This is a genomic window from Halomonas sp. G11 (assembly GCF_001663515.1).
In the GTDB taxonomy this organism is placed as follows: domain Bacteria; phylum Pseudomonadota; class Gammaproteobacteria; order Pseudomonadales; family Halomonadaceae; genus Vreelandella.
The window spans coordinates 1-23,277 of sequence record NZ_LYXG01000002.1; the positions used below are offsets into that span (position 1 = coordinate 1).

At 57.1% G+C, this 23,277-nt stretch carries 18 protein-coding genes and 1 pseudogene; 16 read left to right on the forward strand and 3 right to left on the reverse strand.

The genetic code is table 11. From position 1 onward, the window contains the following. From ADS46_RS01170 to lipB, 3 genes and pseudogenes are all read left to right on the forward strand, one after another. A pseudogene (locus tag ADS46_RS01170) lies at positions 1-546 on the forward strand (D-alanyl-D-alanine carboxypeptidase); the annotation flags it as partial. Between the two features lie 58 nt (positions 547-604). Continuing rightward, the gene (locus ADS46_RS01175) at positions 605-916 is read left to right on the forward strand and encodes a YbeD family protein (protein ID WP_066315147.1); all 312 of its coding nucleotides are present in this window, start codon (positions 605-607) and stop codon (positions 914-916) included. Continuing rightward, positions 916-1,587: a lipoyl(octanoyl) transferase LipB gene (lipB, locus tag ADS46_RS01180; RefSeq protein WP_066315149.1), complete on the forward strand. Its 672-nt coding sequence runs from the start codon at positions 916-918 to the stop codon at positions 1,585-1,587. Before ADS46_RS01175 ends, lipB begins: the two co-directional genes overlap by 1 nt. Positions 1,588-1,607: 20 nt before the next feature. On the opposite strand, the gene lipA is transcribed toward lipB, so the two are convergent. Continuing rightward, positions 1,608-2,663 carry a lipoyl synthase gene (gene lipA, locus ADS46_RS01185; RefSeq protein WP_066315151.1) on the reverse strand — a complete coding sequence of 352 codons (1,056 nt, stop codon included), beginning with the start codon at positions 2,661-2,663 and terminating at the stop codon, positions 1,608-1,610. Positions 2,664-2,956: 293 nt separating this feature from the next. Between lipA and ADS46_RS01190 the strand changes: the two genes are divergently transcribed. The 6 genes from ADS46_RS01190 (at position 2,957) to ADS46_RS01215 (ending at position 10,432) form a co-directional block, all read left to right on the forward strand. Continuing rightward, positions 2,957-5,311, forward strand: coding sequence for a DUF3141 domain-containing protein (locus ADS46_RS01190; protein WP_066315153.1), 2,355 nt, complete (start codon positions 2,957-2,959; stop codon positions 5,309-5,311). Positions 5,312-5,615: 304 nt separating this feature from the next. Beyond that, entirely contained in the window at positions 5,616-8,246 is a 2,631-nt protein-coding gene (topA, locus tag ADS46_RS01195; protein ID WP_066315155.1) for a type I DNA topoisomerase, read from the forward strand. Beyond that, positions 8,243-8,704: a DUF6586 family protein gene (locus ADS46_RS01200; protein WP_066315157.1), complete on the forward strand. Its 462-nt coding sequence runs from the start codon at positions 8,243-8,245 to the stop codon at positions 8,702-8,704. Before topA ends, ADS46_RS01200 begins: the two co-directional genes overlap by 4 nt. Positions 8,705-8,818: 114 nt before the next feature. Beyond that, positions 8,819-9,283, forward strand: coding sequence for a hypothetical protein (locus ADS46_RS01205; protein WP_066315158.1), 465 nt, complete (start codon positions 8,819-8,821; stop codon positions 9,281-9,283). 40 nt (positions 9,284-9,323) lie between these two features. Continuing rightward, the gene (locus tag ADS46_RS01210; RefSeq protein ID WP_066315161.1) at positions 9,324-9,956 is read left to right on the forward strand and encodes a L,D-transpeptidase family protein; all 633 of its coding nucleotides are present in this window, start codon (positions 9,324-9,326) and stop codon (positions 9,954-9,956) included. Between the two features lie 212 nt (positions 9,957-10,168). Beyond that, on the forward strand, positions 10,169-10,432 hold the full coding sequence (locus ADS46_RS01215) for an Lpp/OprI family alanine-zipper lipoprotein (RefSeq protein ID WP_066315164.1): 264 nt from the start codon (positions 10,169-10,171) through the stop codon (positions 10,430-10,432). Positions 10,433-10,536: 104 nt separating this feature from the next. Here the strand turns inward: ADS46_RS01215 and ADS46_RS01220 are convergent, their stop codons facing one another. Both ADS46_RS01220 and mfd read right to left on the reverse strand, forming a co-directional pair. Further along, entirely contained in the window at positions 10,537-11,697 is a 1,161-nt protein-coding gene (locus tag ADS46_RS01220; RefSeq protein ID WP_066315166.1) for a L,D-transpeptidase family protein, read from the reverse strand. Positions 11,698-11,765: 68 nt separating this feature from the next. Then, positions 11,766-15,215, reverse strand: coding sequence for a transcription-repair coupling factor (gene mfd / locus ADS46_RS01225; protein ID WP_199825168.1), 3,450 nt, complete (start codon positions 15,213-15,215; stop codon positions 11,766-11,768). Positions 15,216-15,413: 198 nt separating this feature from the next. Between mfd and ADS46_RS01230 the strand changes: the two genes are divergently transcribed. The 7 genes from ADS46_RS01230 to nqrF all read left to right on the forward strand — a co-directional run bounded on the left by ADS46_RS01230 (position 15,414) and on the right by nqrF (position 23,168). Continuing rightward, positions 15,414-16,877 carry a glyceraldehyde-3-phosphate dehydrogenase gene (locus tag ADS46_RS01230; RefSeq protein WP_066315177.1) on the forward strand — a complete coding sequence of 488 codons (1,464 nt, stop codon included), beginning with the start codon at positions 15,414-15,416 and terminating at the stop codon, positions 16,875-16,877. A gap of 298 nt (positions 16,878-17,175) precedes the next feature. Continuing rightward, positions 17,176-18,525 (forward strand): Na(+)-translocating NADH-quinone reductase subunit A, encoded by a 1,350-nt coding sequence (locus ADS46_RS01235; protein WP_066315179.1) that lies wholly within the window; start codon positions 17,176-17,178, stop codon positions 18,523-18,525. After that, the gene (locus tag ADS46_RS01240; protein ID WP_066315181.1) at positions 18,525-19,751 is read left to right on the forward strand and encodes an NADH:ubiquinone reductase (Na(+)-transporting) subunit B; all 1,227 of its coding nucleotides are present in this window, start codon (positions 18,525-18,527) and stop codon (positions 19,749-19,751) included. Before ADS46_RS01235 ends, ADS46_RS01240 begins: the two co-directional genes overlap by 1 nt. Further along, entirely contained in the window at positions 19,751-20,572 is an 822-nt protein-coding gene (locus ADS46_RS01245) for a Na(+)-translocating NADH-quinone reductase subunit C (protein ID WP_066315183.1), read from the forward strand. Before ADS46_RS01240 ends, ADS46_RS01245 begins: the two co-directional genes overlap by 1 nt. 2 nt (positions 20,573-20,574) lie before the next feature. Beyond that, positions 20,575-21,243: an NADH:ubiquinone reductase (Na(+)-transporting) subunit D gene (locus ADS46_RS01250; protein ID WP_066315185.1), complete on the forward strand. Its 669-nt coding sequence runs from the start codon at positions 20,575-20,577 to the stop codon at positions 21,241-21,243. Between the two features lies 1 nt (position 21,244). Next, a complete protein-coding gene (nqrE, locus tag ADS46_RS01255; protein ID WP_066315191.1) occupies positions 21,245-21,862 on the forward strand; it encodes an NADH:ubiquinone reductase (Na(+)-transporting) subunit E in 618 nt (205 codons plus the stop codon). 73 nt (positions 21,863-21,935) lie between these two features. Continuing rightward, positions 21,936-23,168: an NADH:ubiquinone reductase (Na(+)-transporting) subunit F gene (gene nqrF / locus ADS46_RS01260; protein WP_066315194.1), complete on the forward strand. Its 1,233-nt coding sequence runs from the start codon at positions 21,936-21,938 to the stop codon at positions 23,166-23,168. Positions 23,169-23,277 lie beyond the last annotated feature (109 nt).

The following is a 23,277-nucleotide window of genomic DNA, read 5'->3' on the forward strand; positions in this document are numbered from 1 at the left end:
CCGAACCGTAACCGCCTCTTGTGGCGTGACCCATCGGTCGACGGCTTGAAAACCGGCTGGACCTCCGAGGCGGGTTACTGTCTGGTGTCCTCGGCTAAACGAGACGACATGCGGTTGATTTCCGTGGTCATGGGAACCGATTCTGAAGAGGCCCGGGCTCAGGAAACCCAGAAGCTGCTCAGCTACGGCTTCCGGTTTTTTGAAACCATGAGCCTTTACGAACGTGGTGCCGTGCTGGCCACGCCGCGTATATGGGGGGGCGATGTCAATGAGGTTCGCGTCGGGGTGGATGAAGCCGTCACCATGACATTGCCGCGTAACCGCAATGACGAGCTGCGCGCCCGCCTGAACCTTGATGCTGAGCTCCAGGCGCCGCTCAGCGTTGGCGACAAAGTAGGTACGCTTGAGATTCACATGGGTGACGATGTCGTCGGTGAGCGGCAGCTAGTGGCATTGGAAGACGTTGAGGAGGGGGGCTTTTTCAAGCAGTTGCTTGATCAGGTGCGCCGCTTTTTCTCTAATCTGATCAGTGATTTTACTGACTGATGCTCGGCTGTCTTGCCGTCGAAGCAGGAATATCATTTGCAAAACCAGTGAGTTTGTCATGTCAAAAGGTGGACAAAACAGCTTTCGCGATCTGCGTCAGCCGGCGGCACAAGAAGCGCCCAAGATCAGCTTTCCGTGCCCCTATCCGTTAAAAGTAGTGGGCGATGCCACCGAGGATTTCCCGGCACGGGTTTGCCAGGTGATTGTTCGGCACGCGCCCGACTTTGATGAAACGACGATGCAAGTCATTGATAGCCGAAACGGACGCTTTCAATCCGTAAGGGTCACCATCACGGCCACCGGTGAACAACAGCTGAAGCAATTGTTCGACGAGCTGAAGGCCACAGGCCTCGTGCATATGGTGGTGTAATGACGGCACCGCCCATCGAACTGCATGTATTGGGCCGCAAGCCCTATCTGCCGGTTTGGCAGGCCATGCGTTCGTTGACGGATCATCGAGATCCACAGACGCCTGATCAGTTCTGGCTGGTCGAGCACGACCCGGTGTTTACCCAGGGACAGGCCGGTAAGCCCGAGCATGTGCTGATGCCGGGCGACATTCCGGTCGTGCAGACCGACCGGGGCGGGCAGGTGACCTACCATGGCCCTGGTCAGGTGGTGTTGTACCCGTTGCTCGATGTGCGGCGAGGTAAACTGGGCGTGCGCACGCTGGTGACCGCGCTGGAAAATGCGGTGATCAGCGTACTGGCAGATTACGGTGTGTCGGCAAGGGCGCGTCCCGATGCGCCGGGCGTCTATGTGAAGGGCGACGCAGGGGAGGAAGCCAAGATAGCGTCGCTAGGTCTGCGTATCCGCCGCGGAGCGAGTTTTCACGGTGTGGCGCTCAATGTCGACGGGGACCTGACGCCCTTTTCTTACATCAACCCCTGTGGCTATGCGGGCATGCCGATGACTCGCCTGGCCGACTGGGTAACCTTGTCAAGCGACCACCGGGTAGGCGAGCAGTTGGCTGAGGCGCTGGCTTTTCAGTTAAGTCGTTCTCTGGTATCGGCCGTGCAGCCGCCACCGCTGCTTGCATAGCGGTGGCGCCGTGGGGCTGATTAGCCGACATTGAGGGCCGGTATGATATTGGGATCCGGCTCTTCCTGGCCTGGTACCGCAGCTGGCGACGCCAGCCCGAGGTTGTTCTTCTCGAACACACGGTCGGCACGATAGCTCGAGCGGACAAGCGGACCCGATGGCACTTCCATGAAGCCTTTCTCAAGCCCGATTTCGCGGTAGCGGTCGAACTCTTCAGGCGTTACCCAGCGCTCCACTGGCAGGTGATTCTTGGTCGGACGCAGATATTGTCCCAGGGTCACGATATCGACGCCGATTTCGCGCAGGTCGTCGAATGTCTTGAGAATCTCTTCGTCGGTTTCACCCAGGCCAAGCATCAGGCTGGTTTTGGTGATCACGTCAGGACGGTAACGTTTTGCGTGGGCCAGGACGTCAAGGGTCTTGCGGTAGCCTGCACGCGGGTCACGGACGCGGCTGGTCAAGCGTTCAACCGTTTCGACGTTTTGGGCAAAGACTTCCAGCCCTGAATCGGCAACTTGCTCGATGGCCGCTGGTACCCCGTCGAAATCCGGCGTCAGTGCTTCAACCACGACGTGAGGGGTGCGTGCCTTGATGGCGCGAATGCAATTGGCGTAGTGGCTGGCGCCACCGTCGTCCAGGTCGTCGCGGTCCACCGAGGTAAGCACGATATAGCGTAGGCCCATCAGCTCGACGGATTTTGCCGTGTTGTCTGGCTCCTCATGGTCGAGCCAGCCTTTCGGATTACCGGTATCGACCGCGCAGAAACGGCAGGCGCGCGTGCATACCGACCCCATCAGCATGATCGTCGCCGTACCGTTGCTCCAGCACTCGCCCATGTTGGGGCAGTGGGATTCAGCGCAGACAGTGCTGAGCCGGTGGGTGGCAACATTCTTCTTGACCGCCTCGAAGCGCTCGCCACCAGGGATTTGAGCGCGAAGCCATTTGGGCTTGCGATCCAGAGAAGGGGCATCGGCGTCTGCTTTGCGCTGCTTCATGCCATCTTTAATCACCGTCATGCCGTGTTCATTGCGGAATTTTTCACCGCTGGGGACACGTGGCGAGGTGTTATTGCTCATAGCGAGAGAGCCTCTCTACTGGGCGGCAGGCAAGGTCATGCGGCGATGTAAGCCATGTCCGACTGCATGCCGATTGATACGTAGGTAGTAAGCCATAATGTAACATAGGTTGGCTTTTGCATGACACCGCAGGCTGGATACCTGTTGCCGACGGTCGGCACATCGTTAATAGATTATACCAATGGGTCGGCGTTAGGCATCGACGTGATGCGGGGAAAGGCCTAAACTATATTGCGTTGCAGCATCATTGCTTTCGGGTTCGGTGCTACCGCATCAACCCAATGGGAGACTCTATGAATTTCTTCGCTAACCTTCTGTTGCCGACTCATACCAACCAGGATAAAGCGACGGCATCTGTCGGTGATGCCATGGCCACGCTGTTCGATCCTTTCGGGTTTGGCCGCGCCGCTTTTGATTACTGGCGAGATAGCGTTGAGCGTAGCGTGCTTTACCTGGACGTGATGCGCGAGCGTGGGAATCAATACCTGGCACACATGGAACAGACCAAACCCAGCGTGCTGGGGTTTGACACCGAAGTGCTGGTGGATGGACGTACCTTGCCGCAGCCCACCAACTATGAATTGCTGCGCGTGATACCGCCGGAAGGCATTGAAACGGATCCTGAAAGCCGTCCTTTTGTGGTGGTCGACCCTCGAGCCGGTCATGGACCCGGCATCGGTGGTTTCAAGCCCGACAGCGAGCTTGGCGTCGCGCTGAAAGCTGGCCATCCATGCTACTTCATCGGCTTCCTGCCGTTTCCCGAGCCCGGACAAACGGTTGAAGATGTGGTCGAGTCCGAGGTGGCGTTTCTGCGTCATGTGATCGAGCGCCATCCTGAAACCAGCGAGAAGCCCATGGTGGTCGGCAATTGCCAGGCGGGCTGGCAGATCATGATGGCGGCGGCCCTGGAGCCTGAGGTGTTCGGCCCGATTCTGATCGCCGGTGCGCCGCTTTCGTATTGGGCAGGCGAGCATGGCAAGGCTCCCATGCGCTATACCGGTGGCATGACTGGTGGTAGCTGGATAACCGCCATGACCAGCGACCTGGGTAATGGCCTGTTCGACGGCGCATGGCTGGTACAGAACTTCGAACGTCTCAACCCGGCGAATACCTATTGGAAAAAGCAGTATCACCTGTTTGCCAATATCGATACCGAGTCAAACCGCTACCTCGAGTTCGAGCGCTGGTGGGGCGGCCACGTAGTCCTCGGTGGCGAAGAGATTCAATATATCGTCGATAACCTGTTTGTCGGCAATCGGCTCTCAACTGCCCAACTGGTCACTCGCGATGGCCGTCGCATCGATTTGCGCAATGTGCGCTCGCCGGTGGTGGTGTTCTGCTCGCGGGGCGACGATATTACGCCGCCGCCTCAGGCATTGGGTTGGATCCGCGATTTATACGAAGATGAAAAAGATATCATTGCCAATGAACAAACGATTGTTTATTGCCAGCATGATACAACCGGGCACCTGGGTATCTTCGTGTCGAGCAGCGTGTCGCGCAAGGAGCATACCGAGTTTACGGCCAACATGGATTATATCGATGTGATGCCGCCGGGGCTTTACGAAACCACGATTACGCACGCCGATGACCGCCACGACGGCGAAAGCCTCGAGCGGGACTATCTGCTCGAGTTCTCGCCGCGGGATTTTGAAGAATTAGACCGTGAAGTCATGCACAAGCCCGAAGATGACCGGCGTTTCGCCACCGTGGCGCGTATTTCCGAAATCAATCTTGGGCTGTACCGGCTTTATATGCAGCCCTGGCTGCAGGCGGTCATGACCCCTGAAGCCGCCCGTTGGATCCGTCGCATGCACCCCATTCGGTTGGGCTACAAGCTACTTTCTGACCGAAATCCGATGAGTGTGCCGCTGCCCGTCATGGCCGAGCAGGTGCGTCAGTCGCGTCATCCGGTGGACAAGGACAACCTGTTCAAGGCATTTGAAACCATGGCCTCTGACCAGATCGTGACAGGCCTCAATGCCTGGCGCGATGCCCGTGACGGCGCCACCGAGCGACTCTTCATGGATATCTACGGTCAACCCCTGCTACAGGCCGCAGTTGGGCTTTACGGTGACGCTCACGTGCACCGCCGTCGCCCCGGCGACGAGCCGGAACATCGCCGCTTCCTGGAGCAGCGCGAGAACGAGCTGCTGGCCAAGATTGCCCAGGGCGGGTCTCACGAAGCGGTCATGCGTGCTGTTATTTACGTACTGGGTGGCGCGCCTGCAACGGACGAGCGCAACTTCAAGCGGCTGCGCGCTTCCCGAGCGGCATTGGAGCCCAGCGCCAACTTAAGCGACTTCAAGCGTCTGGTGCGTGAACAGTTCTTTATCCTGAAACTGGATCGGGAGCAGGCGCTCAACACGCTGCCTACGCTGCTCGAGGGCCAGACCAACGACGAGATCGATGCCCATCTTTCGCATCTGGAGGATGTGCTGTCAGCCAGTGGCGAGCTCTCTGAGCATGCCGCATCGCGCTTTGCGCAGGTCAGTGAGTTGTTTAATCAGGCCCGGCCTGTTGAAAAAGCCGTTGCGTCAAGTCCACAGACGCCCCAGCAGGCTCCCCAGGCAGCACCGGACAAGGCATCGACTGCCAATGCCAAGAAGTCCACGACGCCACGGCGCAAATCGCCGCCTAAGCAATAGCGGTTCAATCGAGTGCCACACGCCCCTGCCCAACGGTGGGGGCGTTTTTGCGTTGGGGGCCGCCTTGCGAGGCGTTGATTTTTGGGTTGCCGTTGCGCAATCGGCAGTCTAGTGTCTAGCTACAAATTAGTTGAAAAATGTGATGTTCTTCATCATCGGGTAGACGGCATCCTCGTGCTCACCACTGGCGCTTCGTTATGGGCTGGGGTAGGGTAGGCGCATTTTTTCGCCCGCACGGTTTTGATGACTGTTGCGGCAACGTATTCATCGCACCTCAGCGTGTGCACTCAGAAAGTGGAGCACTATGGGTAAGTCACTGGTCATCGTCGAGTCGCCCGCCAAGGCGAAGACGATCAATAAATACCTCGGCAACGATTTCATCGTAAAGTCGAGCGTGGGTCACATCCGTGACCTGCCGACCAGCGGCTCGGGTAAGACAGCCTCTGACCCCAAGGAGCGCGCTCGCCAAGCCGCGGCTACACGTAAAATGTCGGCGGACGATAAAGCCGAATATAAGAAGCGCAAGGCGCAGGACCAACTGATACGGCGGATGGGCATCGACCCCAACAATGGCTGGAAAGCGCATTACGAAGTGCTTCCCGGCAAGGAAAAAGTCGTTGCCGAACTCAAGAAGCTGGCCGAGAAGGCCGATGCCGTTTATCTGGCAACGGATCTGGACCGCGAAGGGGAAGCCATCGCCTGGCACCTGCGCGAAACCATCGGCGGGGACGACAGCCGCTATAAGCGCGTAGTGTTCAACGAAATCACCAAAAACGCCATTCAGGACGCTTTTAAAGCCCCTGGGGCGCTGAATATTCCGCGCGTTGAAGCCCAGCAGGCCAGGCGTTTTCTTGATCGTGTGGTGGGCTTCATGCTGTCGCCGTTGCTCTGGGCCAAGATCGCCCGGGGGCTTTCGGCGGGGCGTGTGCAGTCGGTTGCCGTGCGCTTGATCGTCGAGCGGGAGCGGGAAATACGCGCCTTCATTCCCGAAGAGTTCTGGGATGTGCACGCTGACCTTGCCTCGCCGGATGGCGAACAGGTGCGCTTCGTGCTGGCTCGTCAGGACGGCAAGGCCTTCCGCCCAACGTCTGAAAAAGACACCCTGGCGCGTATCGAGCGGCTCAGGAGCGCGTCGCTTTCGATCACCTCGCGGGAAGATAAGCCCACCAGCTCGAAGCCGACAGCGCCTTTTATCACCTCGACATTGCAGCAGGCGGCCAGCGGACGGCTGGGGTTCTCGGTCAAAAAGACCATGACCATGGCCCAGCGTCTTTACGAGGCGGGCTATATCACCTACATGCGTACCGATTCGACCAATCTTTCGAAAGATGCGGTGGACAACGTACGGACCTTTATTGGTGAAGAATACGGGCCGCGTTATTTGCCCGAGGAAGCCAACCGATATACCAGCAAGGAAAGCGCCCAGGAGGCCCACGAAGCCATTCGTCCGTCGAGCGTTGACCGGCAGGCAACCGATCTGGTGGGCATGGAGCGTGATGCGGAGCGTCTTTACGAGCTTATCTGGCGTCAGTTTGTGGCCTGTCAGATGACCCCCGCCGAGTATCTTTCCAGCACGCTGAGTATCGACGTTGACGGCTATGAGCTGCGTGCCAAGGGGCGTGTGCTGAAGTTCGACGGCTACACGCGAGTAATGAAACCCAGTGGCAAGAATGAAGACCAGCGCTTGCCGGATCTGCCCATCGGCACGCCCATGTCGCTCGAGGCCCTTGACCCACAGCAGCATTTTACCAAGCCGCCCGCACGCTACACCGAGGCAAGTCTGGTCAAGGAGCTGGAAAAGCAGGGTATCGGGCGTCCGTCGACCTACGCCTCGATCATCTCGACGATCCAGGATCGCGGCTACGTAAAGCTCGAGAGTCGCCGGTTCTACGCCGAAAAGCTCGGCGATATCGTGACGGAGCGTCTAAAGGAGTCCTTCCCTGATCTGATGGACTTTTCGTTTACTGCCCGCATGGAAGACAGCCTGGACGAAGTCGCCGAAGGTGAGCGTAACTGGCAGGCCCTGCTGGATGCCTTCTATGAAGAATTTCGGGAAGAGCTGGTCCAGGCTGAAAGCGAAGACGGCATGCGGCCCAACCAACCGGTGCCCACCGATATCGACTGCCCCGCCTGCGGTCGTCATATGCAGATACGTACCGCCTCGACAGGCGTATTCCTCGGCTGCAGCGGTTATAACCTGCCGCCCAAAGAACGCTGCAAAACCACCATCGACCTGATTCCCGGTGAAGAGGCCGTGGCGGCTGACGCGGGTGAAGAAGCGGAAACCGACGCGCTGCGTGCCAAGCGTCGTTGCCCGGTCTGCAGCACGGCGATGGATAACTATCTGATCGATGAGACCCGTAAGCTGCATATCTGTGGCAATAGCCCGGACTGTGAAGGCTACGAGGTTGAAACCGGCAAGTTCAAGATCAAGGGCTATGACGGCCCGCTTATCGAATGCGATAAGTGCGGTGCGGACATGCAGCTGAAGTCAGGGCGCTTTGGCAAATATTTTGGTTGTACCAACAGTGAATGTAAAAATACCCGCAAGCTGTTGAAGAGTGGCGAAGTGGCGCCGCCGAAGATGGACCCCATCGATATGCCGGAACTGGCCTGCCAGAAAGTCGATGACCACTACGTACTGCGTGACGGTGCCAGTGGGCTCTTCCTGGCAGCGAGCAAGTTTCCCAAAAACCGTGAAACGCGGCCGCCGCTTGTCAAAGAGCTCAAGGCCCATGCCGAAGAGCTGCCTGAGAAGTATCATTTCATCCTCAAGGCGCCCAGCGAAGACCCGGACGGACGCCCTGCGCAGATTCGCTACTCGCGCAAGTTCAAAGAGCAGTACGTGATGACCGACGAGGATGGCAAGGCGACAGGCTGGAAAGCGACCTTTGAAGGCGGCAAATGGCACGTGGAGGATAAGCGCAAAAAATGAGTGATCGTTCGCGTACCAATCAGTTGCTCTATCAGGCTGAACTGCTGGCGACTTCAGCCACTGAAGATGACGAGCATGACGTGGTGAGAGTTATGGCGCAGGAAGAGGGTGCGCTTGCCCTCTTTGAGATGGCGCTTACGTCGTTGCTGCGCGAAGTGACAGAGCACGCTCGTTTGACGCAGCACGATTGGCGCTACCTGTTGTCTGAGGAAGGGCCGGCGATGGCAGAGCTTCAGCGCCTGCGCGACCTGGCTCACCATCCGGATTCTTGGCTAAACTGGCTGGTGGGGCAGCTGGAAAAACTGCACAGCAGTGAAGGCGTGGCCAAGCGCCGAGCTTCCCAGCCCGGGATGATCGCGGTCGGCGATCAAGCCAGTTTGCGCGAGCAGCTTCAGACCCATCTCGAGTCGGCCAAGCGAGAGGTCGCCGCGCTGCGCGAAACCAGTCAAGAGTGGTAATGAGCAGAATGGTAATGAGCGCAGAGTGGTAATGAGCTTAGTACTGTGAGTGGTAATGGGAAGTTAACTAGACCGCGTTGCTCTATGAAGCCGCGATGTAGGAAGGGAGAAACAATGCGCTACAACCAAGTAAAAGATTTGATTAACTGGGTCGAAGCCTACCATGGGCGTCTAGCGGAACAGTACCGGGCCAAAGCCGGTGCTGCCGAAAGCGAAAGACTGCAGATGGTGCTCAACTATCTGGCGGACCATGAAACGCGCATGCAGGCAGGCTTGCGCGCTATCTTCGATGAGTCGCATGAAAAGCGCGACGTGCTGGATACATGGTTTGATGATCCCAATGACTTTCCACAGCCGCCGCAACTGGAGCAATTGGCCGATAAGCCCGTTGGCAATTCCATCGACTCGGTCATGGAATCGGCCGTTGAAGCGCATCGCACCCTTGAGGCGCTCTACCGCCACCGGGTCGACCGGGCGGTCATCGAACCGGAAGCTGAGTTTTTTAACGCCCTGGCGGAAGGCCACAATGCTGAACTCCGCCGTATCGTGGCAGGCATTGAAGAGCTGCAGGGCGTCTAACGCTGTATCGCCCTGACCACCATCTTGATGAGAGTACTGAATGAAGCCGGTAACCCGTCGCCGTTTTCTGGCCTTAGCCCTTGGCTGGCCAGTTGCTGCCAGTGCAGCGGCCAGCGTCACCTTGTCGTCCGAAGTCTACCCCGACCTGGTTGCCAACCAGCTTGAGCGTGCCGCATCGCCCCGTGAGCCCTATGAACAATGGGTGCTGATCGATGATAAAGCCTCAACGCTGACCGTGTTCCGAGGATATACGGTGGTAGAGGAGTTCCATCCTGTCTCACTCGGCCGTGGTGGTGCCAGGACTCAGCGGCTTCGCGGTGATAACACCACGCCTCTGGGCGAGTTCCGGGTTAACCGCTTCAATTACGACAGCAAATGGCATATTTTCATGGGCGTCGATTATCCGACCCCCGCTCACGCTCGGATGGCCCTACAGCAGGGTATTTATTCCCAGGCGGATTATGATGCCTACTTTGATTATTATCGCCGCCACCGGCAGCCGCCCCAGGATACTGTGCTCGGTGGCGCCATTGGCATTCACGGTTTGGGTGAGGCAGATCCCGACATCCATGACCGCTATAATTGGACCCAAGGCTGTGTGGCCGTCACTAATTCGCAAATTGAACGCCTGACTGAGCTTGTCGAGGTTGGCACTCGCGTGGTGATCCGCTAAGCTGGTGTTGTAGAAGGAAGTTCGAGGTTTTAAACACGTGGCTATAGACAACCGTTGTTGATTGTAATAAAACAGCGTTTGACTTACGTGCTTCGCGGCACAAGTCACGGTCAAGAACCTGCACCGCAGGTAGACAAATTTAGGCTCATCTCATAGGCTTATGTTTGTCATACCCTTAACGTTGTACCCAAGGAAGATTCAAGGAGAACACGATGACTTTCAAGACAACTCTGAAGATGTCTGCTGCTGCTGCTTCACTGGCCATTCTGGCTGGTTGTGCCTCTACTGGCGCGCTTGAAGAAGTACGCATGACAGCTGAATCAGCACAAGCTGACGCCGCTGAAGCACGTAGCACGGCTTCTCAAGCTCTGAACACTGCAAACCAGGCTCAGCGCGACGCGCAAGCTGCCCTGCAGATGTCTGAGCAGAACCGTGCAGAAATGGAGCGCATGTTCGAGCGCTCTATGCAGAAGTAATATGACTTAGCGGTTGCGAGAGCTCAGCTTTCGCAACCATTAGGCATATGAAAAACCCCGCCTCGGCGGGGTTTTTTTGTGGCCAGTTGTTGGGCCTGGGCCGTTTATGCCTCTTCATCGGCCCGGCGGCTGTCGGTTAGTTCGATCTGCTTGAAAATGCCTTGCTCCAGAGGGTCGGTTTCCTCTTCGGCTGCGGGCTCTTCCGGCTCGACGGCGGGCGCCTGGGGCCCGTACAGGGCGATAAACTGGCCATTGGGCGACTCAACGGCACGTCTTACCTGGGAATAGTCCACCGGAACATCGTCTTCGGTCAGCTCCGAGATGCGATTGAGGGCTTCCAGCAGCGGTTCAAAGTCTTCCAGGTTTTCTTCCAGCTGCGGGTAAGACTGTACGAACAGGGTGCCGTCAGACGCCCAGCCGGCCTTGAAAGGGACGTCAATCAGGTTCACCGGGGTGCCGCTGGGGACGCGCTCGTAGAGCGACTCGATATCTTCCGGGTACATGCGGATACAGCCGCGGCTGACACGCATGCCGACACCGTCAGGGCGGTTGGTGCCGTGGATCAGGTAGCTGGGAAGCCCCAGCAGGATTGCGTGTTCGCCTAGCGGGTTGTCAGGGCCGGGTGGCACGATGGAAGGGGCGGGTTCGCCGCGCTCGGCGGCTTCGCGTCGCATGGAGGCGGGCGGTGACCAGGCTGGGTCCTTGACCTTGATGGTGGTCTTGGTCTTGCCGACCGGTGTGGCGAATTCGTCACGCCCCACGCTCACCGGATACGTCTCGACGATGCCCGGCTTGTCAGCGGGGTAGTAGTAAAGCCGCAATTCGGACAGATTGATCACGATGCCTTCGCGTTCTACCGGCGGCAGTATGTACCGGGATGGAATGACCACCTCGGTGCCTTCGCCAGGCACCCAGATGCTGACATCAGGATTGGCCATGCGAATTTCTTCATAGCCAATGTTATGTCGCCGGGCCACATCGATAAGCGTGTCTTCCGGATTGTCGATCGTGATGGTGTAGCGTTCGCCAATAATGTCGCCCTCATCGGGAATACGGAACTCCCCGCGCGGCAGGTTGTTTGGCGACTTCTGCGAAACGAGTTCTGCGCTTTCAATGGCGATGTCGCTCAGTTCGGGCGTGTTCTGGTTTGCCTGCTCGTGCTCGTCGTCGGCAGACTGAGCCATCACCGGCGCTGAAAGGCTTGCCGTCAGCAGAACCGCAAGGCTGGTAGGGCCCCAGCGAAAAAAAGTATGACGAATGTTCATGAGTAATCCTAATCAGTGAATACATCGCTAACGCAGGCGATGACAACATGTTCAGTTTGCCGCAACCGTCAGGCTGCCGCCACTTTTTGATTGAGTGTGGTTAACAGTGACTCGATATGTTCAAACCGCTGGTCGACTTTTTCCATGTCGAGTTCAAAACGTAACGTATCCGAACCGTCCAGGCGGTAGTGCTGCGGCGAGCTTTGAATAAGCGTGACCAGAGTGTAGGGATCCACCTGAGTGTGGGTGTCAAAGATGATTCGGCCGCGTTTCTCACCGGCCTCTAAGCGCTTGATGCCAAGCTGTTCGGCTCGCTGGCGCAGTCGCGTTTGGCGTATCAGGTGCTTTAGCGGCGCTGGCAACAAGCCAAAGCGGTCAATCAGTTCCACCTGCAGTTCCTTGAGCTCGGCGTCACTTTGGGTGTTGGCGATGCGTTTGTACATGACCAGCCGCTGTTGGACGTCGTGAATGTAGTCGTCGGGAATCAGCGCGGGCAGGTTCAGGCTGATTTCGACGCCGCTATCGAAGGGGGCATCGATATTCGGCGTCTTGCCGGCACGAATGGCTTTCACGGCGCGGTCGAGCATTTCCATATAAAGGGTATAGCCGATGGTTTCCATTTGGCCACTCTGCTCATCACCGAGCAGTTCCCCCGCACCGCGGATTTCCATGTCGTGACTCGCCAGGGTGAAGCCTGCGCCCAAGTCATCCGAGGCGCTGATCGCCTCCAGGCGCTTGACGGCATCCCGGGTCATGGCCTTGGGCGTCGGGGTGAGCAGGTAAGCGTAAGCCTGGTGGTGGCTGCGGCCCACACGGCCGCGCAGCTGGTGCAGCTGTGCCAGGCCAAACTTGTCGGCGCGTTCAATGATGATGGTATTGGCACTGGGCACGTCGATTCCGGTTTCAATGATGGTCGAGCAGACAAGCACGTTGAAGCGGCGGTGATAGAAATCAGACATGACCCGTTCAAGGTTGCGTTCGGGGAGCTGGCCATGGGCGACGGCGACGCGGGCCTCAGGGATCAAGGAGCGAATACGTTCTGCGGTATTCTCAATGGTCTTGACTTCATTGTGCAGAAAGTAGACCTGGCCACCACGCAGTATCTCACGCAGCAGCGCCTCTTTGATAACGCCGTCCTGATGTTGCTGAACAAAGGTTTTGACCGATAGGCGACGGGGCGGTGGTGTCGCGATGATCGACAGGTCACGAATGCCGCTCATCGCCATGTTGAGCGTTCGGGGAATGGGCGTGGCCGTCAACGTCAGAATATCGATCTGGGCGCGCAGGGTCTTGAGCTTTTCTTTCTGGGCGACACCAAAGCGGTGTTCTTCATCGATGATCAACAGGCCCATCTTGGGCAGCTCAACGTTATTGCCGAGCAGCTTGTGGGTGCCAATCACGATGTCGGTCTGGCCGTTCTTGATATCGTCCAGCGTCTTTTTCATCTCCTTGCCGTGGGTAAAGCGCGAGATGAGGCCGATATTGACCGCGGTGTCGGCAAACCGGTCGCGGAAGTTCTCAAAATGCTGACGGGCCAGCAGGGTGGTAGGGACCAGCACCACCACCTGGCGGCCCGACTGAACCGCCAGAAAGGCGGCGCGCATGGCAACCTCGGTCTTGCCGAAGCCCACGTCGCCGCAGACGACCCGGTCCATGGGTTGCGGCGATGTCATATCGTCGATGACGGCTTCAATGGCGGCTTGTTGATCGGCGGTTTCTTCAAACGGGAAACTGCCCGCGAAACGCGCATATTCATCACCCGGTGCTTCATACACCACGCCCTGCTGGGCTTCGCGACGGGCATAGACATCCAGTAGTTCAGCGGCGGTGTCGCGAATTTTCTCGGCGGCTTTCTTGCGGGCTTTTTCCCATTGGTCCGAGCCCAGCTTGTGCAGCGGGGCCAGCTCATCGTCGGCGCCGCTGTAGCGCGAGATCAGGTGAAGGCTATCCACCGGCACATAAAGTTTGGCGCCGTCGGCATATTCCAATGCCAGGAACTCATTGGCCTGACCGCCTGCCTCAAGCGCTTCCAGGCCGATGTAACGGCCTACGCCGTGGGCCTGGTGGACCACGGGTGCACCCTTGCGCAGCTCTGAGAGGTGGCGAACGGCAAATTCGTTATCGTCGGTGGCCTTCTCACGGCGTCGACTCTGGCGGACCACATCGCCGAACAGCTCTGTCTCGCTGATGACGGCAAGCGGCGGGTCGGTCAGCCAGAGCCCGCTGTCAATCAGCCCCTCGGTGATGGCGATGTGCTGGTCACTGGCAAGGAAGTCTTTAAACCCGTCAACGTGCGGCAGTTTCAGCGACAGTGGTGCCAGCACGTCTTCAAGGGCTTCGCGTCGTCCGCGTGACTCGGCAACCAGCAGCACGCGTGAATCCTGCTCGTGCTCGAGGAAATTGGCAAAGTCGTTCAGCGGCCGTTTGGCCCGGGAATCGATCGCCACCGTTGGCAGTGGCTTGGCTTCGGGCGTCAGGGCGTGCTGCTGTTCCGGGTCGTCACTCAGTTCAACCCGTGGGCGCTGCTTGATGGCAGAAAAGACATCGCTGACCGGAAAGAATGCACGGTGTGGCGGCAAAAGCGGTCGTGTGGGGTCGACCCCCAGGTTGGCGTAGCGGCTTTCGATTGCCTGCCAGTGCTGTTCGGCCGCCGCATAGACACCCGGCAGCAGGGCGACCCGGGTATCCTGGGTCAAGTGGTCAAACAGCGAGGCCGTTTGCTCAAAAAACAGGGGGAGGTAGTGTTCCAGCCCCGGCGAGGGAATGCCTTTGAGGGCATCGTTGTACAGCGGGCACTGGCGCGGATCGACATCGAAAAGCGTCTCGAACTGCTCGCGGAAGCAGGCGATCGATGAGCGGCTCAGCGAGTATTCATGGGCCGGCAGCAGTTCGATCCTGTCGAGCTTGTCGGTTGAGCGCTGGCTGCCCGGGTCAAAATGACGCAGGGTATCGATCTCATCGTCGAACAGATCAATCCGGATGGGGGCGTCCATGCCCATGGCGAACAGGTCGATCAAGGCCCCGCGCATGGCGTATTCGCCCGGCTCATAGACGGTTTCCACGGCCCGGTAGCCCGCTCGTGAGAGTGCCTCGCGAAACGGCTCGCGGTCGAGTTTGTCGCCGACATTCAGGGTCAGGACACGCCCGGCGATGTAATCAACGGGCGGTAAGCGCTGCATCAGCGTATTGATAGGGACCAGAACGAGCCCGCGTACCCCGTCCTGAAGCTGGCGCAGCGTGCGCAGTCGAGCGGAGACGATATCCTGGTGGGGTGAAAAGCTGTCATAGGGCAGCGTTTCCCAGTCAGGGAAGGGCAATACCGGGACATCGCTATAAAACGACAGGTCCTGCTCGAGGCGCTGGGCGCTGGCGGTACTTGGCGTGATCACCAGCAAGGGGGCGTCGGCGGCCAGACGTGCCAGGGCAAGCGCCGACGCGCTACCGGGGGGCGATGTCCAATAAAGTGTATCGCGCACGCCCTCGGGCTGGGGCGGAGCAAGTAGAGAAAACGTGGGCATAATAAAGATGTCGTTCTGCGCTGAAACGGAGCCTAGATCATACACGATCAATGCTTTCAGGCAGAAGCAGCCCGCTTGTAGTCAAACCGCCGTTTATGTAATCCCCCTACATCGTCTGCGACTATCCAGGCATTGCGGCTCATTCAGCGGCTACGGATAATACACTTGAAAATTATTCATTACTTAATGAGGCCGCACGTGAGTCAGCAAACGCTCGATAACGTTTTTCAGGAATGGCAAAGCAACGAAGCTCTGGCGGAGCAGATGATCCCTTTGGTCGGCCGTCTGTACCGTCAGCATAATGTTGTGGCGACCATGTATGGGCGTTCGTTGATCAATCAGTCGGTCATCCGCATTCTCAAGGACCATCGTTTTGTACGCAAAATCGAAGGGACTGAGCTGTCGGTGGAAGACACCTTTCCGATTGTCAAAACGCTGTGCGAGCTGAACCTTGGGCCTGCCCACGTAGATGTCGGCAAGCTGGCCGTAATGTTGAAACGGCAGGGCGGTGGCGATGTCGAGACCTTCCTGCGCAAGGAACTGCACCAGATCGTCGACGGTTACCAGCCGGGGGCCAGCAAGGGTGAGCCCAAGGATGTGGTGCTTTACGGGTTTGGGCGTATTGGCCGTTTACTGGCGCGGGTACTGATCGAAAAAGCCGGTGGCGGCAACCTGCTGCAGTTGCGGGCGATCGTCGTGCGCGGGCGTGGCGATGTGTCGAAGGATCTGGAGAAGCGGGCCAGTCTGCTACGCCGTGATTCGGTTCACGGGCCTTTTGAGGGCACCATTGCCGTTGACGCTGAGGCGCGCACCCTGACGATCAACGGTAACGTGGTGCAAGTGATTTATGCCGATAACCCCAGCGATATTGACTACACGGATTACGGCATCAACAACGCGGTGATCGTCGACAACACCGGGATATGGCGCGACGAGGCAGGCCTGGGTCAACATGTCGCATGTCAGGGCGCTTCCAAGGCATTGCTGACGGCGCCGGGCAAAGGCGATATCAAGAATATTGTCTATGGCATCAACCATGAGTCGATTACCGAGCAGGACCGTATCGTGTCGGCGGCTTCCTGTACCACCAATGCCATCGTGCCGGTGCTCAAGGCGCTCAACGACGAATATGGCGTCGTTAACGGCCATGTGGAGACCGTCCACGCCTATACCAACGACCAGAACCTGATCGATAACTATCACAAGGGCGACCGCCGCGGGCGCAGTGCGGCCCTCAATATGGTGTTGACCGAAACCGGGGCGGCCAAGGCGGTGGCGAAAGCATTGCCGGAGCTTGAAGGCAAGTTGACGGGGAATGCGATCCGCGTACCCATCCCCAATGTGTCCATGGCGATCCTGAACCTGACGCTCGACAAGACGACCGATGTCGACGCCTTGAACGACTATCTGCGGCGTATGTCGATCGACTCGGCCTACCAGAAGCAAATCGACTTCGTGGATTCGCCTGAGGTGGTCTCGTCCGATTTTGTGGGCAACCGGCACGCCGGGATCGTGGACGCCAAAGCCACCATCGCCAACGGTCATCATGCCGTCGTTTATGTGTGGTATGACAACGAATTTGGCTATAGCTGCCAAGTGATTCGCATTCTTCAGCAGATGTCGAACGTGAGCTTTCTCAAACTTCCCCAGCAGGCAAGCTAGCACGCCCATCTTGATTGATAATCATTAATCGAAAAACGCCACCATCAGGTGGCGTTTTTGTAGGCGAACGGAATAAAAAATCTTGAAATGAGGGCGTCTATAGCACTTTAGGCGACCCCGGTTGATGTAGTCATTAGGCCCGGTTGTCTTTATAATACGATAGATTTTTCGGGGTGGTTCAAGTGCTACTTGAGCCTGACTGGTAACAATCTGAACAGATAACAAAAATTCACTGAGCAGAAAATAAGCATTCGAACCCCTTACCTTCGTATATCCGATCCATCAACTGGGCGAGACTATGATCGAAGTCAAAAAAGGCCTGGATCTCCCCATCACGGGAGCGCCCGAGCAGCGTATTGAAGATGCGCGTCCTGTGCGCCACGTGGCAATCCTGGGTACTGACTACGTTGGCATGAAGCCGACAATGGAAGTTCAGGAAGGGGATAAGGTCAAACTGGGCCAACTGCTCTTCACCGACAAGAAAATTGATGGCGTGCGCTTCACCGCACCCGCCTCCGGTGAAGTGGTCGCAATAAACCGTGGCGAAAAGCGTCGTCTATTATCTGTCGTGATCAAAGTCGACGAGCAGGAAGAGGCGGTGAGCTTTGCTTCTCATGAACGTGCCTCGTTAGGTCAGCTCGATCGTCAGGTCGTGGTTGATCAGCTGGTAGAGTCCGGGCTCTGGACCGCGTTACGTACGCGTCCTTTCTCGCGGACACCGGCGATCGACAGCACGCCTACCGATATTTTTGTTACTGCTGTGGATACTCATCCACTCAGCGCTGATCCGGCGTTGATCATCAACGAGAACACACAAGCATTTGAAGACGGCCTCAAGGTGCTAACCCGCCTGACCGAGGGCAACGTTTTTCTGTGCAAGGGCGCTAACGCCTCTGTTCCCGGCGATGATGTCGAGGGTGTTACCACCGAAAGCTTTGCAGGGCCACATCCCGCAGGCCTGGTAGGGACCCATATTCATTACCTGTCGCCCGTCGCCCTGCATAAAAAGGTATGGCACATTGGTTATCAGGACGTCATTGCGTTTGGCAAGCTGTTTGCCGAAGGTAAGCTCGATGTAAGCCGCGTGATCGCGATTGGCGGTCCGCGTGCCGAGAATCCGCGTTTGGTGCGTACCCGTGTGGGCGCGAGCACTGAGGAACTCCTGGCCGGGGATGTCATCCAACCGGAAGACACCCGCGTTATTTCAGGATCAGTCTTCTCGGGCTTTGCCGCTGAAGGAAAGCTGACCTATCTGGGACGTTTCGACAATCAAATCAGTTTGCTTGAAGAGGGCAACAAGCGCTCTTTCATGGGCTGGTTGTCGCCAGGCGCTAACCGCCATTCCGTACTGGGTATTTATCTTTCCAAGATCAAGGGCCTGAGCAACTACGCCCCCACAACATCGACTAATGGGTCCGAGCGTGCCATGGTGCCAATTGGCGTCTATGAAACCGTGATGCCGCTGGACATTATGCCGACGCAGCTGTTGCGTTCGCTGATCGTGGGCGACATTGAGGTTGCCATGCAATTGGGGTGTCTGGAGCTGGACGAAGAGGACCTTGCCCTGTGTACCTATGTTTGCCCCGGCAAATACGAGTACGGTCCCATTCTGCGTGACAATCTCACCATGATCGAGAAAGAGGCCTGATGATGGGTATTCGACAAACACTCGATAACATCGAGCCGCACTTCCATAAAGGTGGTAAGTACGAGAAGTTTTACCCGCTTTATGAAGCCGTAGATACGATTTTCTACTCACCCCCCAGCGTGGCCAAGACCACCGCCCACGTGCGCGATGGTATCGACCTCAAGCGCATCATGATCACCGTCTGGATGTGTACCTTCCCGGCGATGTTCTTTGGCATGTGGAACGCGGGCTGGCAGGCCAATACAGCCATCGAGGCAGGCTATGCATCGATGGACGGTTGGCGCGAAGCCATCATGATGACCCTGGCAGGTGGGCACGACCCAAGCAGCCTATGGGCCAACTTCGTGTTGGGGGCAACCTACTTCCTGCCCATCTATCTGGTGACCTTCGCTGTCGGTGGTTTCTGGGAAGTGCTCTTTGCCATCAAGCGTGGCCACGAGGTCAATGAAGGCTTCTTCGTGACATCCGTGCTGTTCGCCCTGATCCTGCCGGCGACGATTCCGCTCTGGCAGGTGGCACTGGGTATTACCTTCGGTGTGGTGATCGGTAAAGAAATCTTTGGCGGTACGGGCAAGAACTTCCTGAACCCCGCGCTGACCGGTCGGGCATTTCTGTACTTTGCTTATCCGGCGCAAATTTCCGGTGATTCTGTCTGGGTGGCAGCCGATGGCTATACAGGTGCCACGGCGCTATCGCTGGCCTTCCAGGAAGGCATGGGGTCGCTGGCTGACACCTTCAGCTGGTGGGACGCTTTCCTCGGCTTTGTTCCCGGCTCGGTAGGCGAGGTGTCCACACTGGCGATCTTTATTGGTGCCGCCGTCTTGCTGTGGACCGGGATTGCCAGTTGGCGAATCATGCTGGGCGTCTTGCTGGGCATGGTCATCACCAGCACGCTGTTCAATCTGATCGGGTCTGACACCAATCCGATGTTTGCGATGCCGTGGTACTGGCATCTGGTGATCGGTGGCTTTGCCTTTGGCATGGTGTTCATGGCGACGGATCCAGTGTCTGCCTCCATGACCAACCAGGGCCGCCTGGTGTTCGGCGCCTTGATCGGCGTGATGACGGTGCTGATCCGCGTAGTGAACCCGGCATTCCCGGAAGGCATCATGCTGGCGATTCTGTTTGCCAATCTGTTTGCCCCGTTGATTGACCATTTCTTTGTCCAGGCCAATATCAAGCGTCGCGTCAAGCGCACGGGCGTACCGGCCGAGGAGACTGCCTAATGGCACAAGGTAATAACTCCATCAAGAAAGTTCTGATAGTGGCGTTTGCACTGTGTATCGTGTGCTCCGTCATTGTCTCGACGGCGGCGGTGGCGTTACGCCCCGCCCAGCAGTTGAACCAGGAACTGGACCGCAAGACCAACATCCTTAATGTGGCCAAGCTCTACGAGCCGGGCATGGACGTTGAAGAAACATTCAGCAATCAAATCACGGCCCGTGTCGTTGACATGGAATCCGGTGAGTACACCGATGAGTTTGACCCGGAGACCTTCAATAACTTTGAAGCTGCGCGGGATCCGGCCACTGGCCGTACGCTGTCAGGTGAAAAGGACATTGCGGGTCTAAGCCGGGTAGAAAACTACTCCACGGTGTATCTGATTGGTGATGAAAGCGACCCGGAACAGATTGTGCTGCCGATTCGTGGCCAGGGCCTTTGGGGTCTCATGCGTGGCTTCATCTCCGTAGAGGGTGATGGCAATACCATTGTCAGTATCACTTACTACGAGCACAGTGAAACGCCAGGCCTGGGTGCCGAGGTCAACAACCCGCGCTGGCAGGCCCAGTGGGAAGGCAAAGAAATTTACGACGAAGAGGGCGACCTCTCGCCGGAAATCCACCTGACCAAAGGCGGCGCGAGTAACGAACACGAAGTAGATGCCCTATCGGGTGCTACGCTTACCAGTAACGGCGTGACCAACATGCTGCAATTCTGGTTGAGCGAAGAAGGCTTCGGTCCTTATTTGGCAAAATTCCGTAGCGGTACTGACCCGGAAGACGCCGAAGACACCGATACCAACTTCGAAGACGTTGAGGGGGCCTAATCATGGCGGACGTAAATGCAAAAGGCGTCTTGACGGCGCCGATTTTCAAGAACAACCCCATTGCGCTCCAGATATTGGGGATTTGTTCGGCACTCGCGGTGACGACCAGCATGAGTGTATCGCTGGTCATGGCACTGGCGGTTATTTTCGTCACCGCATTCTCTAACCTGTTCGTTTCACTGATTCGGAATCATATTCCGTCTTCTATCCGCATCATTGTTCAGATGACCATCATTGCCTCGCTGGTCATCGTGGTGGATCAGATTCTGAAAGCCTATGCGTATGAAATGTCCAAACAGCTGTCGGTGTTCGTAGGCCTGATCATTACCAACTGCATCGTCATGGGACGTGCAGAAGGCTTTGCGATGTCCAACACGCCTGGCATGTCCTTCCTGGACGGTATCGGTAACGGTCTGGGTTACGGCTTTGTACTGATGGTCGTTGGCTTCTTCCGTGAACTGCTGGGCTCAGGCAGCGTGTTCGGCTTCACCGTACTGCCGACCGTTCAGGACGGTGGCTGGTACGTGGGTAACGGCTTGCTGCTGCTTCCGCCTTCTGCATTCTTCATCATCGGCCTGCTGATCTGGGTGCTGCGTTCACTCAATCCTGAGCAGGTTGAAGAGAACGAGTTCAAGATGAAGGAAAATACTCAGCCGAAGGAGGCCGTGTAACATGGAACATTATCTAAGCCTTTTTGTTGCATCGGTCTTCGTTGAAAACATGGCGTTGGCCTTCTTCCTCGGCATGTGTACCTTTTTGGCCGTCTCCAAAAAGGTATCCTCCGCGATCGGCCTGGGTATTGCCGTTATTGTCGTACTGACCGTCACCGTGCCGGTCAACAATCTGGTATACACCTTCTTGCTTCAGGAGGGTGCACTGACCTGGACCGGCATCAATGGTGCTGAAAACATCGACCTGTCGTTCCTCGGGCTGCTCAGCTACATCGGGGTTATCGCCGCACTTGTCCAGATCATGGAAATGTTCCTGGATAAGTACGTGCCTGCGCTCTATAACGCGCTGGGGGTTTTCCTACCGCTGATCACGGTGAACTGCGCCATTCTCGGTGGCGTACTGTTCATGGTCGAGCGTAGCTATAACTTTGGTGAGTCGGTGGTCTATGGCTTTGGTGCCGGTACTGGCTGGGCGCTGGCGATCGCTGCCCTGGCAGGTATCCGTGAAAAGCTCAAGTACAGTGATGTACCGGCGGGCTTGCAGGGCCTGGGTATCACCTTTATCACCGTAGGGCTGATGTCGTTGGGCTTTATGTCCTTCTCAGGTATTCAGCTTTAATCGGAGCCGGTTTTCCCGTCGGTGCATACGCATCGTCGGGGCAAAGAAAACCCTTCAGCAATAGGAAACCGACATGGTTGATACAGCTGTCATCTTGCTCGGTGTTGTCATGTTTACGGTCATCGTTATCAGCTTAACGGCGATCATTCTGGCAGCGCGAAGCAAGCTTGTGAGTAGTGGGGACGTGACCATTGAGGTCAACGATGACCCTGAACATACCTTGACGACCCAGGCCGGTGGCAAACTACTGAACACCCTGGCCGCCAACGGCATTTTCCTTTCCTCGGCCTGTGGCGGCGGTGGTTCCTGCGCCCAGTGCAAGTGCCGCGTAGAGACAGGCGGTGGTTCTATCCTGCCCACCGAAGAATCGCACTTCACCATGCGCGAGAAGAAGGAAGGCTGGCGTCTTTCTTGCCAGGTGCCTGTCAAGCAGGACATGAAGATTGAAGTGCCTGAGGAAGTGTTTGGCGTCAAGAAGTGGGAATGCGAGGTTATCGATAACCCCAACGTTGCCACCTTCATCAAAGAGCTGAACCTGAAGCTGCCGGAAGGCGAAGAAGTCGCCTTCCGCGCTGGTGGCTATGTGCAGTTGGTAGCGCCGCCGTACGATATCAAGTTCTCCGATTTTGATATCGAAGAGGAATACCGTGGCGACTGGGAAAAATTCGGCTTGTTCGACGTTTCCCACAAGAACAACGAGGAAATCATTCGCGCTTACTCAATGGCGAACTACCCCGATGAAAAGGGTATCCTCAAATTCAACATCCGTATCGCGACGCCGCCCCCCGGCACCAGCCATCCCCCCGGCTTGATGTCCACCTATGTCTTTAGCCTGAAGCCGGGCGACAAGGTGACCGTGATGGGGCCGTTTGGTGAATTCTTCGCCAAGGATACCAACGCCGAAATGATCTTTATCGGCGGTGGTGCGGGCATGGCACCGATGCGCAGCCATATCTTCGATCAGCTCAAGCGGTTGAAAACCGATCGTAAAATTTCATTCTGGTACGGTGCACGTTCATGGCGTGAGACCTTCTACAATGAAGAGTACGACCAATTGGCGGAAGAATTCTCGAACTTCGAATGGCACCTGGCGCTGTCAGACCCGCTGCCGGAAGATAACTGGGAAGGACCAACGGGCTTCATTCACAACGTGTTGTATGAAAACTATCTGAAGGACCACCCCGCGCCTGAAGATTGCGAGTACTACATGTGTGGGCCGCCCATGATGAACGCCTCTTGCATCAAGCTACTGCTTGATCTGGGGGTTGAGCCGGAAAACATCATGCTGGATGATTTCGGCGGTTGATAGCATGCCCAAGGGCAATTGCGGGGCTGGCCATTGGCTGGCCCCCTCTATTTTCGCGTTGTGGAATATCAGGCACTAACGGAACTTGTTGTTGTCTACTGGTAAGCCC

Excerpts from the sequence above, each read along its gene's own strand:
- mfd (WP_199825168.1), bottom strand. The coding sequence starts at position 15,215 with ATGCCCACGTTTTCTCTACTTGCTCCGCCCCAGCCCGAGGGCGTGCGC.
- ADS46_RS01240 (WP_066315181.1), top strand. The coding sequence starts at position 18,525 with ATGATGGGTATTCGACAAACACTCGATAACATCGAGCCGCACTTCCAT.
- nqrF (WP_066315194.1), top strand. The coding sequence starts at position 21,936 with ATGGTTGATACAGCTGTCATCTTGCTCGGTGTTGTCATGTTTACGGTC.
- ADS46_RS01175 (WP_066315147.1), top strand. The coding sequence starts at position 605 with ATGTCAAAAGGTGGACAAAACAGCTTTCGCGATCTGCGTCAGCCGGCG.
- ADS46_RS01190 (WP_066315153.1), top strand. The coding sequence starts at position 2,957 with ATGAATTTCTTCGCTAACCTTCTGTTGCCGACTCATACCAACCAGGAT.
- ADS46_RS01210 (WP_066315161.1), top strand. The coding sequence starts at position 9,324 with ATGAAGCCGGTAACCCGTCGCCGTTTTCTGGCCTTAGCCCTTGGCTGG.
- ADS46_RS01215 (WP_066315164.1), top strand. The coding sequence starts at position 10,169 with ATGACTTTCAAGACAACTCTGAAGATGTCTGCTGCTGCTGCTTCACTG.
- ADS46_RS01245 (WP_066315183.1), top strand. The coding sequence starts at position 19,751 with ATGGCACAAGGTAATAACTCCATCAAGAAAGTTCTGATAGTGGCGTTT.
- nqrE (WP_066315191.1), top strand. The coding sequence starts at position 21,245 with ATGGAACATTATCTAAGCCTTTTTGTTGCATCGGTCTTCGTTGAAAAC.
- ADS46_RS01220 (WP_066315166.1), bottom strand. The coding sequence starts at position 11,697 with ATGAACATTCGTCATACTTTTTTTCGCTGGGGCCCTACCAGCCTTGCG.
- ADS46_RS01250 (WP_066315185.1), top strand. The coding sequence starts at position 20,575 with ATGGCGGACGTAAATGCAAAAGGCGTCTTGACGGCGCCGATTTTCAAG.
- lipB (WP_066315149.1), top strand. The coding sequence starts at position 916 with ATGACGGCACCGCCCATCGAACTGCATGTATTGGGCCGCAAGCCCTAT.
- lipA (WP_066315151.1), bottom strand. The coding sequence starts at position 2,663 with ATGAGCAATAACACCTCGCCACGTGTCCCCAGCGGTGAAAAATTCCGC.
- ADS46_RS01205 (WP_066315158.1), top strand. The coding sequence starts at position 8,819 with ATGCGCTACAACCAAGTAAAAGATTTGATTAACTGGGTCGAAGCCTAC.
- ADS46_RS01235 (WP_066315179.1), top strand. The coding sequence starts at position 17,176 with ATGATCGAAGTCAAAAAAGGCCTGGATCTCCCCATCACGGGAGCGCCC.
- topA (WP_066315155.1), top strand. The coding sequence starts at position 5,616 with ATGGGTAAGTCACTGGTCATCGTCGAGTCGCCCGCCAAGGCGAAGACG.
- ADS46_RS01200 (WP_066315157.1), top strand. The coding sequence starts at position 8,243 with ATGAGTGATCGTTCGCGTACCAATCAGTTGCTCTATCAGGCTGAACTG.